We start from the raw sequence: 14,254 nt of genomic DNA, 5'->3' as shown, positions 1-14,254 counted from the left end.
CGCAGTGTAGGTGCCTGGAGCGCAGGATCGCACCCAATTGCCGCAAAGTAACGTCTCAAAGGGTCCGCCCGGAGCGTCGCGTTGATGGGTTTGGCAGCCGAAAAGGAATTTTTTGTCAGGACGTGTATCATTGCATCGGCTAGATACAGAAAGGTACAAATCTCCGATGGGAGGTGGGATGCTCACGTAAATCGGGATGCTAAAGTGGCTCGGCACAATCTGCGGTGATGGACATGGAGCATACAGACCACATCCTGATCGTCGATGACGATCGCGAAATCAGAGAACTCGTTGCCGATTACCTGAAGAAGAATGGTCTCCGCGCAACCGTCGCTGCTGACGGACGGCAAATGCGGACGTTTCTCGAAGCCAACCGGGTCGATCTCATTGTCCTTGACATTATGATGCCGGGGGATGACGGGCTGGTTCTCTGTCGCGAACTTCGGGCGGGAAAGCACAAATCGACGCCGATCCTGATGCTGACCGCACGAAGTGACGAGACTGACAAAATCGTTGGCCTCGAGATGGGCGCCGACGATTATCTGGTGAAGCCATTCGCCGCTCGGGAGCTGCTTGCTAGGATCAAGGCGGTGCTGCGCCGCACGCGCATGATGCCGCCGAACCTGCAGGTGACGGAAGCCGGCCAATTGTTGACCTTCGGCGATTGGCAACTCGATACGACGATGAGGCACCTCCTCGACAAGGAGGGAACTGCCGTTGCGTTGAGCGGCGCCGAGTACCGCCTGCTTCGTGTCTTCCTGGACCATCCACAACGTGTTCTCACACGGGATCAGTTGCTCAACCTGACACAAGGACGCGAATCCGAACTCTTCGACCGATCGATCGATTTGCTCGTCAGCCGGCTTAGGCAACGCCTCCGCGACGAGGCTCGCGAACCCGCCTATATCAAGACCGTCCGCAGCGAAGGCTATGTACTCGCAATGCCGGTCGAGATCACGACGGCACGACAATGATCATGGAAAGCTGGCATCACAGGCTCTTTCAACTGCCGCGAACCTTACGATGGCAGCTGTTTCTCATCCTCTTTGCCGGATTGGCCGTAGCGCACGTTCTTTCGTTTGGGGTCCTGTTCCTTGAGCGTTACACGGCCGCCAAGACGATGATGCTCGGCAACTTGGAGAAGGACGTCGGGATCTCTCTGGCCCTGCTCGATCGCCTGCCAGCAGGCGAGCGCCAGCAATGGATTGCCACGCTGGAGCGGGGAAACTATCGATATGAGCTCGGGCCAGGTCTCCCTGGCGTTCCCGAGCTGAGCGGGCTGGGCAAAGAGGTCGCAGACATCATCCAGACAGCGGTAGGACAGCGGCTGCCAGTTACCATTGAAACCATTCCGGACGTACGGCAACGGGTTCAAGCTCATGTGACACTTAGCGATGGCTCTCAAGTGACGATCGACTTACGTCCAAGGGTCATGCCGCTCGCCTCGTGGCTTCCCTATGTTCTGTTAGCACAACTCGCCCTTCTCTTGCTGTGCACCTACATTGCTGTCCGCTCGGCAATCAGGCCGCTTCACCGGCTCGCAACGGCGGCCGAGGCCTTGGATCCTAGCAAAGAGGCGGCTCGGCTCGATGAAACCGGACCGGCAGAAGTCGCCTACGCGGCGACAGCTTTTAACACGATGCAGGACCGGATCACCCACTACCTCAAGGAGCGGGTCCAGATCCTGGCTGCGATCTCGCATGACCTTCAGACGCCCATTACGCGCATGAAACTCCGTGCCGAGGTCGCTGAGGATGGCCCGGGAAAGGAGAAACTTCTCAGCGACCTCTCGGAGATTGAGCGACTTGTACGCGAGGGTGTGGCTTATGCCAGGACAGCACATGGCAACGTCGAAAAGCCGGCTCGGATCGATGTCGGTTCTTTCGTTGAGAGCATCGTCTCCGATTATCAGGATACGGGGAAGGCCGTAAAAGCTCTACAGACGATTGATGCCGTCGTGACCACACGGCCCCATGCTCTCCGGCGGATCCTGACGAATCTCATCGACAATGCCCTGAAGTTTGCTGGAGAGGCGGAAGTCGATGTCGGGAGGAAGCCGGATGGGCAAATTTACATCGTTGTCCTCGATCGCGGCCCGGGGATTCTCGATGGGCAACTCGAAGCTGTTCTTCAGCCCTTCTATCGGCTGGAGCAGTCCCGGAACCGGGATACGGGAGGAACCGGTCTTGGCCTGGCCATAGCCCAGCAACTGGCCTTGGCAATCGGCGGTTCGCTCAACCTCAAGAACCGGTCTGGCGGGGGCCTTGCCGCGGAGATTGTCCTTGGCTGACCCCACCTCGACACCCACTCACGCAACGGAGGGTGCCGCCATCATCCAAGGGACGGAAGACTGCCGACACCTGGGGTATTGACGAGGACCTCGATCGGCCTGAACTGGTCCTTCGCTTCCTGAACCATACGAGAAATGTCGTCCGGCGTCGTGCCGGGGAGTGCGACAACAACAGTCGTATGCGGAAATCCCCTGACAAGATCCTGCATCGCTGTTGTGTCGCGGGCTGCGAGGATGACCCGATGCCTGCGCTGGACAACGTCCTTGGCAACGGAGAGGCCGAACAGGCTGGAACTGTCGGCGATAAGCCAAACCGGGCCCGCCCGCCGCATCGATGGAGGAATGCCGCTGCCATCGCCAATCTTAAGCCAAATGGGAACACCCATAACGATCTCCAGTAAGAGGCAGATTCTCTAGAATTGAACTCGGAGTGACAGCCCCCATGGCTGTGGCGCCACGGGGGGGCACACCTCGGAAAGCCAGCTGTTCGGCAAAGCGCCGCTTGCAGCCCCCGCCTGGACGGGCCTTAAATCAGGTTGATTGCGACATCGATGTTGCCGCGCGTGGCCTTGGAATAAGGGCACGTCTGGTGGGCCTCATCGACGAGAGCCCGGGCGGTCTCCGGTTCGATGCCCGGGAGGCTTACATTGAGACGAGCCTGGAGGGAGAAGGCATCGCCGGTTTGACCAATATCGACCTCCGCATTGATCGCGTGGTCCTTCGGAAGCTCAATCTTCCGCTTGGAGGCTGCTTTGGCGATCGCGCCGAGGAAGCAGGCCGACCAGCCGGCTGCAAAGAGCTGCTCGGGATTTGTACCGCTTCCCTTTCCCACGAAGTGAGATAGCTGGATATCGAGACGACCGTCGTCGCTGCGCGATGTACCATCGCGTCCGCCGGTCGTGCGAGTCTTGCCGGTGTAGAGAACCTTTTCAATCTTTGACATGGTATCGGCTCCTTGCATCGCTGAGGATTGTGCTGTCAGCGTAGCCAACAGATGCCGGAACCACGTATCCGGGATGTTTGCAGATCGGCCCGAATTGTAAGCGCACGTTTCGTTCAGGGCTCCTGATACAAAAGCTTACAAAAGGCGTCCAAGCGAACACAATGGAGACACACGACGGTCCTGTTCTATGGCTCCGGTTCATTCATCAGAGGGATAAAGCGATGACAGAGAGTATCGACCGTTCGAGGCGCAACTTCGTGGGCTTGGCTGCCCTAACGGCGGCGGCCTCGCAACTTGGGATGATGGGCGCCGCACGTGCGCAGGTACCCACTGCAGCCCTATCCCGGCTTCCGCCGCTAACGCGAGGCGCTCATACATCCTTCTCCTCGCTTAAGCAGGTCGAGGCAGGCGTCCTGAATGTTGGGTACGCGGAGGCCGGTCCTTCCGATGGCACGCCTGTGATCCTGCTGCACGGCTGGCCTTATGACATTTACACCTATGTTGACGTCGCGCCCGTTCTTGCCGAGGCAGGTTATCGGGTGATCGTGCCCTATTTGCGTGGGTACGGAAGCACGCAATTCCTCAAGAGCGATACGCACCGTAACGGCCAACAGTCGGCGATCGCCGTCGATATCATTGCCCTGATGGATGTTCTCAGGATCGAGAAGGCGGTCGTGGCCGGCTGCGACTGGGGGGCGCGCACCGCCAACATCCTTGCGGTGCTCTGGCCGGAGCGGTTCAAGGCGATGGTCTCCGTGAGCGGCTATCTTATTGGCAGCCAGGCACTCAACCAGATGCCGCTGCCGCCTCAGGCTGAGCTGCAATGGTGGTATCAATATTACTTTTCTACAGAGCGTGGGCGCCTTGGGTATGAGAAGTACCGACGCGAGTTCGCCAAGCTGATCTGGCAACTCGCCTCACCAAAGTGGGATTTCGACGAGGCGACATTCAACCGTAGCGCCGCCGCCTTCGACAATCCCGATCATGTCGCGATTGCGATCCATAACTACCGCTGGAGGCTTGGCTTGGCAGACGGCGAGCGCCGGTACGACGACCTCGAGCGCCGTCTGGCTGAATTCCCGGTGATCAGCATCCCATCGATCACTCTCGAAGGTGATGCCAATGGCGCACCTCACCCGGATCCGGCTGTGTATGCCAAGAAGTTCTCCGGCAAGTATGAGCATCGCCTGATCACTGGCGGGATAGGCCACAACCTGCCTCAGGAGGCCCCACACGCCTTCGCCCAGGCGGTTGTTGATGCCGATCGTGCTTGATTGAAGTCGTGCGCCGAGCCACTATCGAGGTGGCTCGGCATGCTCAGCCTGTCTAAGCGCTGGTGTTCGCAGAGGCAATGACGCGCTACCTTACATTGCTCCGCGTTTCCCTTGGTTTCTGTCCGTCATCGGAACGAGGCACGGATCTCCTCAACGGTCTGCTTCGGGCTTTGAAGATGAGGGTAGTGTCCGATACCAGGCAGAAGGGTGATGTCCGCATTGACCCTGTTCGCGAACTCGATCCCCATCTCCTTCGTGATGTAGACGTCCTTTTCGCCCCACACTATCCTTACGGGTGTTTTGAGCTTGTGCAGGTTCGCTTCGAGAAAATCTTCGTCGCGGGTGAAGTTGGCATAGTAGTGGTAGAAGGCCTCGGGTGGCGTCATTCCCCCATGGCTCCATCCACGGGAGACGTCCTCCTTGAAGTCAGCGGAGACGTCAAACTGCGCCTCTTTGGACAGTCCTCCCCTCACTGCAGTGTCAAGAATTTCCCCGCCAGTCCTGGTCTTGTAGGTAGCGAGTATCGCCGTTGCCGAAGGCTCAGACTTCAGACTTTGCAATCTATCGTGCATGTACTGGGGCCGGTTGAAGGGCGCGAAGTCACCCACGATGATAGTCCTAGTGGCCTTCGGATCGTCCAGAGCCAACAGCAGCGCCGGCAGGGCACCGATATCTGTCGCATAGATCGTGAGCTTCGATGTATCGATACCAGCCTTCTTGATGTATTCGCCTAAGACACCCGCGTAGTCTTTTGGCGAGTAGGAGAACCTATCGGCGGCAGGCCGCGATGAAAGACCATAGCCCGGCCAGTCGATGGCATGGACCTCGTAGTCTGCGGAGAGATCCCTGGATATCTCTTTCCAGGCGCATAACGTCTCCGGAAACCCATGTAGCAGAAGCACTGTCCCTTTAGGACTCGGAGGGCCGGCTCTCATCCTTCTGAGCGTGATGTCGGAAGTTACATCAATGTATCCGATGTCCATGGCCTGTTCCTTCGCGGCAGATATGTCGGTGCAGCTCCAAGCAGTCGAGGAGCCGAGGACAAAACCGAAAATGGCAAACAACGAACGCTTGAGCATAGCAGATCCCTCCAGAAAACTCGGGGAGTTCATTGAATCATTCGGTTGACCTGTGCCTGTAGCCACGGACCGACGAGGAGAATGACAGGGACGACAATCACGTATCCGATGCCCCATGAGCGCAGCCATGTGAGGGCAAATTTCTCCGAGAAGCCCACGTTGAGTGCGAGCAGCACAAAGGAGATAACACCCGTCGTCACGATGCCCATCAGCAGGGCAAAAGCGATCTTCCGTTTCGATTGTGTTGTCACTGAAGTTTCCATGATGATTCGCGCCCGACGTATCATGCCGAGCCGGCTATGCGCCGGCTCGGCATGACCTTGATCAGCGAACGGTCTTGAATGCGGCACGCATCTCGGCGCTGAAGAGTTCGGGCTCTTCCCAGGCAGCAAAATGGCCACCTTTCTCGACCCGATTGTAATAGATGAGATTCGGATAAGCCCGCGACAGCCAACTCTTCGGCGGCTTGTAGACCTCTCCTGGAAACACCGTCACGGCTACTGGCACCTTCACAGGGGTCAGTTTCGCGCCGGAGGCGGTATTTTCCCAGTAGATCCGCCCACTCGATGGGCCGGTGTTCGTCAGCCAATAGAGCGTGATGTTGTCGAGGATCGCGTCCTTGCTGAGAGCCGCCTCGGGGTCGCCCCGCGTGTAGACCCAATCGGCGATCTTGTCATACAGCCAGGCGGCCAAGCCGACTGGCGAGTCCGCGAGCCCATAACCGACCGTCTCAGGCCGGGTTCCCATGATCGCGGCGTATCCGAAGCCGTTGTTCAGGAAGTCCCGGGCTTCATCGAAAATGACCTTCTCTTCGGGGGACAGGTTGTCCGGTGTCGGGCCGCCGCTCCTGAGAGCAAGCGCGGCATCGGGTGGGAAGGTGGTTGCACGTTCGATCCGGTTGACGTGGATCGCCAGAAGTCCTTCAGGTGCCTGACGGCCCAGGGCGTCGCTGATGATGGCGCCCCAATCTCCGCCTTGAGAAACATACCTCGGATATCCGAGGCGCTTCATGAGCACATCCCATGCCGCCGCGATACGCTGCGGGTTCCAACCCTTCGTTGTGGGTTTCTGCGAGAACCCAAAGCCTGGAATTGTCGGGAGTACGAGATGGAAGGCGTCTTCGGCTTTGCCGCCATGAGCCGTGGGATCAGTAAGGGGCCCGATCAGGTTCAGGAGCTCGAAGACTGATCCTGGCCATCCATGGGTCATGATCAGCGGCAGCGCATTCTCGTGAGGAGAGCGGACGTGGATGAAGTGAATGTCCACCCCATCGATGTTTGTCAGGAACTGTGGAAAGGCATTCAGCTTGGCCTCGGCCTGACGCCAATCGTATGCGGTCTGCCAATACTCCACGAGGGCCTTCAGCTTTTCGGGCTGAACGCCCTGCGATCGGTCAGTCACGGTTTTCCCGTCTGGCCATCGTGTCCCGGTAAGGCGCACGCGCAGGTCAACGAGAGCCGCCTCCGGGATGCTTACCTGGAAGGGTCGCACCCAATCCGGAGCGGGCTTCCTCACAGCATCTGAGGCCAAAGCGCCTGCCAACGGAAGGGCAGCTGACGCCAGTCCCATCGTCGCACCGCCCAAAAGCAGCGAGCGACGAGAGAACTGTCGATCCTCTGATGTGTCCTGCAATGACATTTCGCTCTCCACGGTGTTGAGGTCCATCAGGAAGCTCACTCCACGGGTTCGAGGAGAGGGGCACCCTTCGTGACGATGTAAGTCGCCAATTCCGACGCTTTGCCCGTGCCGACGTTCTTGGCGATATGCGCCACACCAGCCGGGATGAACAGCGCCTGGCCTACCGTGAGGGTAACAGGCTGACGGCCTTCGAGCTGATACTCGAGAGTTCCCTCAAGCACGTAGGCGACCTCTTCGCCAGGGTGCCTGTGGTTGATCGATACAACACCGGGATTGAAGTCGACTTTTACCTGAAGGACTTCTTTTCCGGGTACGCTGATATCGCTTTTCACTAAATCAGTGCGCTGGGTCACGTGCTGCTGAGCCTGGGCGGCCTGAAGCGACAGCGCACCGAACGCGATTACGCCGGCGGACATCAAGAGATTAAGCGCTTTCATCTGCTCTTCCTTCCGAGGAGGCGACATGCCTCGTGCTGGTGGAAAGATCGCGCTACTTCTGTGTCCTGGATGTTTCAGGGACACTGCCCGAATGTATCGGACTGCCTCTAGACGCTGATGTTGATACATTCGGATACAAATAATCTACACCAGACGGGTGGGTGCCATGCGCCCTGGCGCGGGAGACATAGATTAAGGAGAACACCGAAAGGATCGCGATCATGGCTATCAGCACAAGCCGCACTAAACGTTCCTGCGGCTTGGATCCTGCTTCAACTCCAGGGTAGCACTCAGGCCGGGGTTTGGTTTTCCAACGCATTGGAGTCTCTCCAGAGATCCTAGTTCGACATGAGCGGCTCGCTCGGCGTCCTCTCGCAGATCCACTTCATTGAGTTACGGGCACGTTCGGCAAACGGGTCGTCGAAGTCATGTGGTTCGGTGATCGGAAGCTGAAGACAAACACTCTGGGCCGGCAGAACCTGGCACCAGTCATGGATCAGCTGCTTATAGCTCCGCCCGACCGCCCGCATGTTGCAGTCCAAATCGCACAAGCCGAGCGGGTTGACGTTGCCGTTCTCCTCGCGCAGGGCGGTGTCCCAATCGACCTGATCGGTAAGTGAGTACCAGGTGAAGCCGATCATCGGCACGCCGGAGTTGCGCACGCGCAGCACGTTGGACCATTCTTTCCAGAGCCACTTGACCGCCTCGTCGCCCCGTGGGCCCTCCTTGACGTTCGTCTCCGTGTGCATGACCGGTAGCATGTGCGGTCGTGATACTGTCGGGTGATCTCAGCATAGCCGAAAACCTCGTCGGAGGCGCTGGTGTGTCCACGGGCCGAGACGAGATGCTCGTTGGTCACGTAATAGTCGTTGCCCATGATGCAGTGACGCTTGAGGTTGGCCTGCATGAAGAAGTCGTACTCTTTCCGGCTCATGCCGTTGTCCATGAGATAGACGAACATGTCCGAGTCGACCCGGCGGCTGTAGTTGAGGTCGAGCGGGAGAAAGCGGCGGGCGTTGTAGAACTCGGCGACCGGAATCGCGCCCGGGCAGCCGGGGTGGAAGTGCTCCGAGGCCTCGCTCTGGATGAAGATGGCATCGGCACGGACATCGAGGATCGTCCCCATGGCCAGCACATTGGCCTTGACGATGTGCTTCAGGGCCGTGACGAAGGCCTGATCGCTCGTAAGCTGCTCGTTCCACCAGCCATAGGCCGCAGAGAATACGGCGCAGACGAACATCTCGTTCACCGGCGTGTAGACTTGAACCCAGGGAAAGCGCTCGGCGAGGGCGCCGGCATACCCGGCAAAGAGCTCTGGAAAGCCGGGGTTCTGGAAATTGCCGATCCAGTCGGGCACGCCGAAGTGACACAGGTCGACAATCGGCACCACATTGCGGCGATGGAGTTCACCAAAGGTCTGATCGCAGAAGTCCCAGTCGTAGCGCCCGTGACCGAGCCACGTCGTGTGGATCGGCGGGCCATACCGCAATACCCTGATGCCGACGTCGTCGAGCAGGTCGAAGTCGGTCTTCCACAGAATGTAATGCCCGCACTTTTCCATCTCATCGATGCGGGTCCGGCCGCCATTGATGGTCGGATAGCTGTTCTCAATCCCTGTGGCGAACAGAAACGTCGAGACCGTCATGGTGGACCTCGCTTGTGATGGAGGGGTGAGTTTCGGCGCGAGCCTTGGTCAGAACGGCATCCTTTGCCAAAAAGGCGTGTATCGCGGACACCACCTGCGCCCCTTCGCCCACCGTCGCAGCGACCCGCTTCACCGAACCGGACCGGACATCGCCGACAGCAAAGACGCCGTTGAGGCTCGTCTCCAACGGCCTCCGGCCAGAAGTCACATCGGCTCCGGTCAGAACGAAGCCCTTCGGGTCCAGCGCCACTTGCGACGATTCCAGCCACTGCGTGTTGGGCGAAGCACCGATGAACAGGAACAGATGCCGTATCGGCCGGCGGATTTCCTCTCCGGTTGCCAGGCGCCAGCGCACCGCCTCCATCCGTCCGGGCTGTCCCTCCAGTCCGGTGATCTGGGCCTGGGTGACGATCTCCACATTGGGAAGAGATTCGATCCGGTCAACGAGATAGCGCGACATGCTTGCTGCGAGATCCCGACCGCGTACAAGCAGCCATACCTTCGCGACCTGGCTGGCAAGGTAGACCGCGGCCTGCCCCGCCGAATTGCCCCCGCCGACGAGAGCGACCTCCTGTCCAGTGCAGAGCTTCTTCTCCAGAGGCGAGGCCCAATAGTGGACGCACGCGCCTTCGAACCGCTCCAGGTCGGGCACCTCGAGCCGCCGGTAGCGGGCGCCCGTGGCGATCACCACCGAGCGAGCCCGGACCCTCTCGCCGTTGAGCAGATGCACCACATACGGGCCGCCTCCCACCGCTCCCTCACCTTCAAGTCTGGCGGCCTCGTCCGGCATCGCCATCTCGGCTCCGAACTTGTGAGCCTGCGTGTAGGCGCGCGCCATCAGGGCCATACCGGTGATCCCGGTGGGAAAGCCGAGATAGTTCTCGATCCGCATGGAGGCGCCCGCCTGGCCGCCGAAGGTGCGGCAGTCGAGCACCAGGACCGAGAGCCCCTCTGAGGCCGCGTACACGGCAGTGGCCAGGCCAGCAGGGCCTGCACCCACGATTGTCACGTCATAGACCCGATCCGGATCGAGCGGACCCACCAAGCCAAGGCAGCGGGCCAACTCGTCTTCGCTCGGGTTGCGCAGCATTCGCCCATCCGGGCACAGGACGATCGGCAGTTCTCCGGGATCAACACCGAACTGCTCGACAAGCGCCCTTGCCTCCGGATCGCTGTCCGGATCGAGGCTCTGGTGCGGATGGCCGTTGCGGGACAGGAAGCCACTCAGCCGCAGCACGTCACCATGCTCCTCCGCTCCGACAATCACCGGCCCGCCGGCGCCCAACTCCACCAGCCCCATGCGTCGCAGGATCAGCGCCCGCATGATGCGCTCGCCCAGTTCCGCCTCGGCGATCAGCACGGCCCTGAGCTTTTCGGGCGGAATGACCAGAGCCTCCACCGGCTCGACAACCAGGGCCTCGACGAGGGAGGGGCGGCCGGAAAGCTGGGTGAGCTCGCCCATGATCTCCCCGGCCTCATGCGTGATAATCAGCAGGCGCTTTCCGGAAGCGTGCTGGATGATCTCCACCCGGCCGGTCAGGATCACCGCCAGGCCGCGTCCTGCTTCGCCAACCCGGACCAGCGTCTCGCCGGGCTGGTAATGGCGGACCTCGCCAAACCGGCGCATGCGAGCGATCTCAGCCTGCTCAAGGACGGGAAACGCCTGCTCCCGGCGTCTTTCCATAACCGAAGGTCCTGCGGCAGCTATGGAAGGCATCGTTCGCTCCTGAGCCAGATGCTAGATAAACTGCCGCCGAAACACCCGGGGCGAGTGGCCGGTAAACCGTCGGAACAAGGCGGAGAACCGGCTGACGCTGCCATAGCCGATGATGTTCGCCACCTCGGTGATCGACAGCGAGTGGTCGGCCAGCAATGTCCTGGCCCATGTGATGCGACGATCCATCTGGTAACGGTGTGGCGGAACCCCAAGGGCCTGCTTGAACGCGCGACAGAAATGATACGGACTGAGCCGGACGATCGCCGCCAACTCAACCAGGGAGATATCCTGGTGCAGATTCGCCTCAATGTAGTCGCACACGGCCTTGCACTGCCAGTTCGCCAGCCCTCCTTTCTGGTGACGGGTTGCATCAACGCCGCCGTCGCGCAAGCGATGAGCTGCCTGAAAGCTCATGATCTCCGACAGCATGACCACCGAGAACGACTCGACATAGACACGGGAATAGTTCTCGGGATGAGCCAGAATGCGTTCGAGCCGCAGCATCATCTGGGTCAGGAATGGATGCTCGAAATGCATGATTGGATAGAGCTGCTGCCCGCCGGCGTCGAGAGAAGAGCATAGCTTCGGGTCGAGGTAGGCCGCCGTGAAAGCCATGGCGCTCGATCCCGGTTGTGCCCAGCCCCGAAGGCGGCATCCGGCCGGGATAAAGGTCAGTTTGCCCCGATTGTCCTTTATCGTGGAGCGTGGCAGACCATCGAGGTTTGTTTCGCCGTCTCTGCGATAGCAGTTCAGGAGGACGACGCAGTGGCGGCTGCTGTGAAGCGTAAAGTCGTAGGGCTTGGGGTGCGCCATCATTACATGAGCGGCGTCGAGCACTTCCCATCCATGGCTCAACTTCAAAATGTCCGCCTTCGATCGGTGGAATTGCACGGCGATGGCATCGTCTGGGTTCATGGCGCCCTCCCGGGGAGGCCTTGGCCCAGAAGATCGCCGGGCAGCCAAAGCACAGGGTGGATGAATACCCTTAGAACAATGTTTCACGCATAAACGGGTACGACGGTTTTGCTGCTGATCCGGCATGGGCCCGACACTGGCAGCCGATTAGTTCACGATCCCTATACCATCGGGCCAACACTATATCCCTCTTCCGCCATGAGCACTATGAAACACCCTGAATAGATCCGGAGCGTCGCAATCACCTTTAAGTGAGTCGGATTTCCGCATTTTCGGGCGAGTTACCGCAAAGCTGGATCTGTTGCTCTTTCTCTTGAACGGTAAGATGCCTCGGGCTCGCGCGATTCCGCCTGCACTATGGGGCGCGAGACGAATGCGGGCATAATGCTCGCCGACGCATGGCCGACTATGGATTCTGGCCGCAATCTCAACTGCTTCAACCACCGCTTGATGGCGCAGGCCATTCTCCGGGTGCTGGCAGAGACGGGAATGCTCGCGACAAAGACACAAAGCGTGTGGTGGTCGCTCGAGGGATCGGCGCTCGCCTCGCTCGACGATATCCTGGGGAGTCAAAGACAGGACCCTCTTGATGGCATGTCACCCCTGGCTCGCCGGGCCAGGACTTTGGGCCTGGATATAATCATCGACAATATCACTCTGAGCAGGAGGCGCCGTTCTAAGCCCGCCCGGGTTCCGGTTCCTGACTCGACTCCGGCCGAATGAGGGGAAATCTCCTATGACCAGGATCCTTGTCGTCTACTACTCGTCGTACGGCCATATCGAGCAGATGGCCCAAGCCGTTGCGGAGGGCGCCCGCTCTGTTGCAGGCACCGATGCCATCATCAAGCGGGTTGCGGAACTCGTTCCCGAGGAAGTCGCGCGCAAGGCCGGCATGAAGATCGACCAGGACGCCCCGATCGCGGATCCGAATGAATTCGGCGATTACGACGCCATTATCTTCGGCACGCCGACCCGCTACGGCGGAATGGCGGCGCAGATGCGCAACTTCCTCGACCAGACCGGGAGCCTGTGGGTGAAGGGAGCGCTCATCGGCAAGGTCGGCAGCGTTTTCGGCTCCACGGGCACTCAGCATGGCGGTCAGGAAATGACCATCACATCGTTTCATACCACGCTCCTGCACCATGGCATGATCATCGTCGGCCTGCCCTACTCCTTTGCCGGCCAGTCCAGGATGGACGAGATCACCAGCTGCTCACCGTATGGAGCCTCCACGATTGCCGATGGCGACGGCTCCCGCCTGCCGAGCCAGAACGAGCTTGATGGTGCGCGCTTTCAGGGCCGGCATGTGGCCGAGATTGCGGGAAAGCTGGAGCGTGGCGCTGGGGAAAGAGGGCCTGTCCCAGCCGATATGCAGAACCCAATCGAGACCGTCGGCGGAGCAGCCAGCGAGCCGACATGATGTCCGCCCGGCGACAGTACAATCGTTTCGACGATTCTTGGATCTGTTTCCTGACCCACTCCGGCGGCAGGATCGCGCCCTGTCTCAGAGAGTGGGTCGAATTCCATGATGATTATCGAAGACCAAGCCGACGACACCCTCAGGTTCGATCCGGAGAGGGTGCACCGATACAAGATCATCCTCCGGCGAAACCGGCTCTTTGGCTTCTGGGTGGGGAAGCAACTCGGCAAGATCGATCGCGAGATGCTTCACTACATCGCGAGCGTGGTCGATGCTGACCTGGAAGAACCTGGTGATCTCGATATTATCCAGAAAGTCGGCGACGATATGCGGGCTGCCGGCATCAAAGTGGGTGGAGCTGCGCTTCGCGCGAAACTCGAAGCGTTACATGAGCAGGCCCGCGCTGAGATCGGAGAGCTATCGGCCGACTAATGATCCTTATGAGAGATGCCATGCAAGACCTACTTAAGCGCGTCCTCGCCGCACATGGCGGACTGGACCGGTGGAACAGCTTTAACGAGGTTAGTGCAACCGTTGTGACTGGGGGTGAGTTCTGGGCCACGAAAGGTATTCCCACCGACGACATTCGGCGCCGAGCAAGAGCCGGGATCCATGAGGAATGGGCAACACTCGCGCCATTTGGCAATCCGGATTGGCAAATGACATTCGGCCCCACCCGTGTTGTGGTCGAGGGCAGTGACAAATCGATCGTCGCTGAAAGAGACGATCCAAGATCAGCATTCGCGGGTCATGGGCTCGAGTCCCCGTGGGACCCCTTATACCACGTCCTGGTGATCAGAACCCGTGTGCCCAGTCGCGCAAGCCGATGGACATAATCGTCCAGGGCTGCTCGGTGAGCCTGTTCCACGCGTCACAGCAATGATCGAGGATGTCCT

Annotated in this window: 15 protein-coding genes; 5 read left to right on the top strand and 10 right to left on the bottom strand. The window is 59.7% G+C overall.

Features of this window, described 5'->3' with window-relative positions:
• Positions 1-233: 233 nt before the first annotated feature.
• Positions 234-974, top strand: a complete 741-nt coding sequence (locus ACS5Q1_RS29805) for a response regulator (RefSeq protein WP_473101598.1) — start codon at positions 234-236, stop codon at positions 972-974.
• Positions 971-2,290 (top strand): sensor histidine kinase, encoded by a 1,320-nt coding sequence (locus ACS5Q1_RS29800; RefSeq protein ID WP_473101597.1) that lies wholly within the window; start codon positions 971-973, stop codon positions 2,288-2,290. The genes ACS5Q1_RS29805 and ACS5Q1_RS29800 overlap by 4 nt, the downstream gene beginning before the upstream one ends.
• A gap of 41 nt (positions 2,291-2,331) precedes the next feature.
• Here the strand turns inward: ACS5Q1_RS29800 and ACS5Q1_RS29795 are convergent, their stop codons facing one another.
• Together ACS5Q1_RS29795 and ACS5Q1_RS29790 are read right to left on the bottom strand one after the other, a co-directional pair.
• Positions 2,332-2,676 carry a hypothetical protein gene (locus ACS5Q1_RS29795; RefSeq protein ID WP_473101596.1) on the bottom strand — a complete coding sequence of 115 codons (345 nt, stop codon included), beginning with the start codon at positions 2,674-2,676 and terminating at the stop codon, positions 2,332-2,334.
• Between the two features lie 140 nt (positions 2,677-2,816).
• Positions 2,817-3,233: an organic hydroperoxide resistance protein gene (locus ACS5Q1_RS29790; RefSeq protein ID WP_203445911.1), complete on the bottom strand. Its 417-nt coding sequence runs from the start codon at positions 3,231-3,233 to the stop codon at positions 2,817-2,819.
• A 221-nt stretch (positions 3,234-3,454) separates the two neighbouring features.
• Here ACS5Q1_RS29790 and ACS5Q1_RS29785 point away from each other — a divergent pair, with 221 nt between their 5' ends.
• The gene (locus tag ACS5Q1_RS29785; RefSeq protein WP_473101595.1) at positions 3,455-4,507 is read left to right on the top strand and encodes an alpha/beta fold hydrolase; all 1,053 of its coding nucleotides are present in this window, start codon (positions 3,455-3,457) and stop codon (positions 4,505-4,507) included.
• Positions 4,508-4,632: 125 nt separating this feature from the next.
• Here the strand turns inward: ACS5Q1_RS29785 and ACS5Q1_RS29780 are convergent, their stop codons facing one another.
• The 8 genes from ACS5Q1_RS29780 to ACS5Q1_RS29745 all read right to left on the bottom strand — a co-directional run bounded on the left by ACS5Q1_RS29780 (position 4,633) and on the right by ACS5Q1_RS29745 (position 11,938).
• Complete coding sequence (locus tag ACS5Q1_RS29780) at positions 4,633-5,586, bottom strand: alpha/beta fold hydrolase (protein ID WP_473101594.1); 954 nt, start codon at positions 5,584-5,586, stop codon at positions 4,633-4,635.
• A 29-nt stretch (positions 5,587-5,615) separates the two neighbouring features.
• Positions 5,616-5,837 (bottom strand): DUF2798 domain-containing protein, encoded by a 222-nt coding sequence (locus ACS5Q1_RS29775; protein ID WP_203446729.1) that lies wholly within the window; start codon positions 5,835-5,837, stop codon positions 5,616-5,618.
• Positions 5,838-5,910: 73 nt separating this feature from the next.
• Positions 5,911-7,224, bottom strand: a complete 1,314-nt coding sequence (locus ACS5Q1_RS29770) for an epoxide hydrolase family protein (protein ID WP_473101614.1) — start codon at positions 7,222-7,224, stop codon at positions 5,911-5,913.
• A 35-nt stretch (positions 7,225-7,259) separates the two neighbouring features.
• The gene (locus ACS5Q1_RS29765) at positions 7,260-7,661 is read right to left on the bottom strand and encodes a cupin domain-containing protein (protein ID WP_473101593.1); all 402 of its coding nucleotides are present in this window, start codon (positions 7,659-7,661) and stop codon (positions 7,260-7,262) included.
• 338 nt (positions 7,662-7,999) lie between these two features.
• Positions 8,000-8,332, bottom strand: a complete 333-nt coding sequence (locus tag ACS5Q1_RS29760; protein WP_473101592.1) for a hypothetical protein — start codon at positions 8,330-8,332, stop codon at positions 8,000-8,002.
• Positions 8,299-9,306, bottom strand: a complete 1,008-nt coding sequence (locus ACS5Q1_RS29755; protein WP_473101591.1) for a family 1 glycosylhydrolase — start codon at positions 9,304-9,306, stop codon at positions 8,299-8,301. Before ACS5Q1_RS29755 ends, ACS5Q1_RS29760 begins: the two co-directional genes overlap by 34 nt.
• Positions 9,269-10,990: an FAD-dependent oxidoreductase gene (locus ACS5Q1_RS29750; protein ID WP_473101590.1), complete on the bottom strand. Its 1,722-nt coding sequence runs from the start codon at positions 10,988-10,990 to the stop codon at positions 9,269-9,271. The genes ACS5Q1_RS29755 and ACS5Q1_RS29750 overlap by 38 nt, the downstream gene beginning before the upstream one ends.
• A 54-nt stretch (positions 10,991-11,044) precedes the next feature.
• Positions 11,045-11,938, bottom strand: coding sequence for a helix-turn-helix domain-containing protein (locus tag ACS5Q1_RS29745; protein ID WP_473101589.1), 894 nt, complete (start codon positions 11,936-11,938; stop codon positions 11,045-11,047).
• Between the two features lie 736 nt (positions 11,939-12,674).
• Here ACS5Q1_RS29745 and wrbA point away from each other — a divergent pair.
• Both wrbA and ACS5Q1_RS29735 read left to right on the top strand, forming a co-directional pair.
• The gene (wrbA, locus tag ACS5Q1_RS29740; protein WP_473101588.1) at positions 12,675-13,358 is read left to right on the top strand and encodes an NAD(P)H:quinone oxidoreductase; all 684 of its coding nucleotides are present in this window, start codon (positions 12,675-12,677) and stop codon (positions 13,356-13,358) included.
• A gap of 105 nt (positions 13,359-13,463) precedes the next feature.
• Positions 13,464-13,790, top strand: coding sequence for an ATPase inhibitor subunit zeta (locus tag ACS5Q1_RS29735; protein WP_473101587.1), 327 nt, complete (start codon positions 13,464-13,466; stop codon positions 13,788-13,790).
• Positions 13,791-14,254 lie beyond the last annotated feature (464 nt).

The organism is Microvirga sp. GN3 (genome assembly GCF_055792825.1).
Note: the sequence above shows the minus strand (reverse complement) of the source record. Positions and strands in the feature narration are given on the sequence as shown.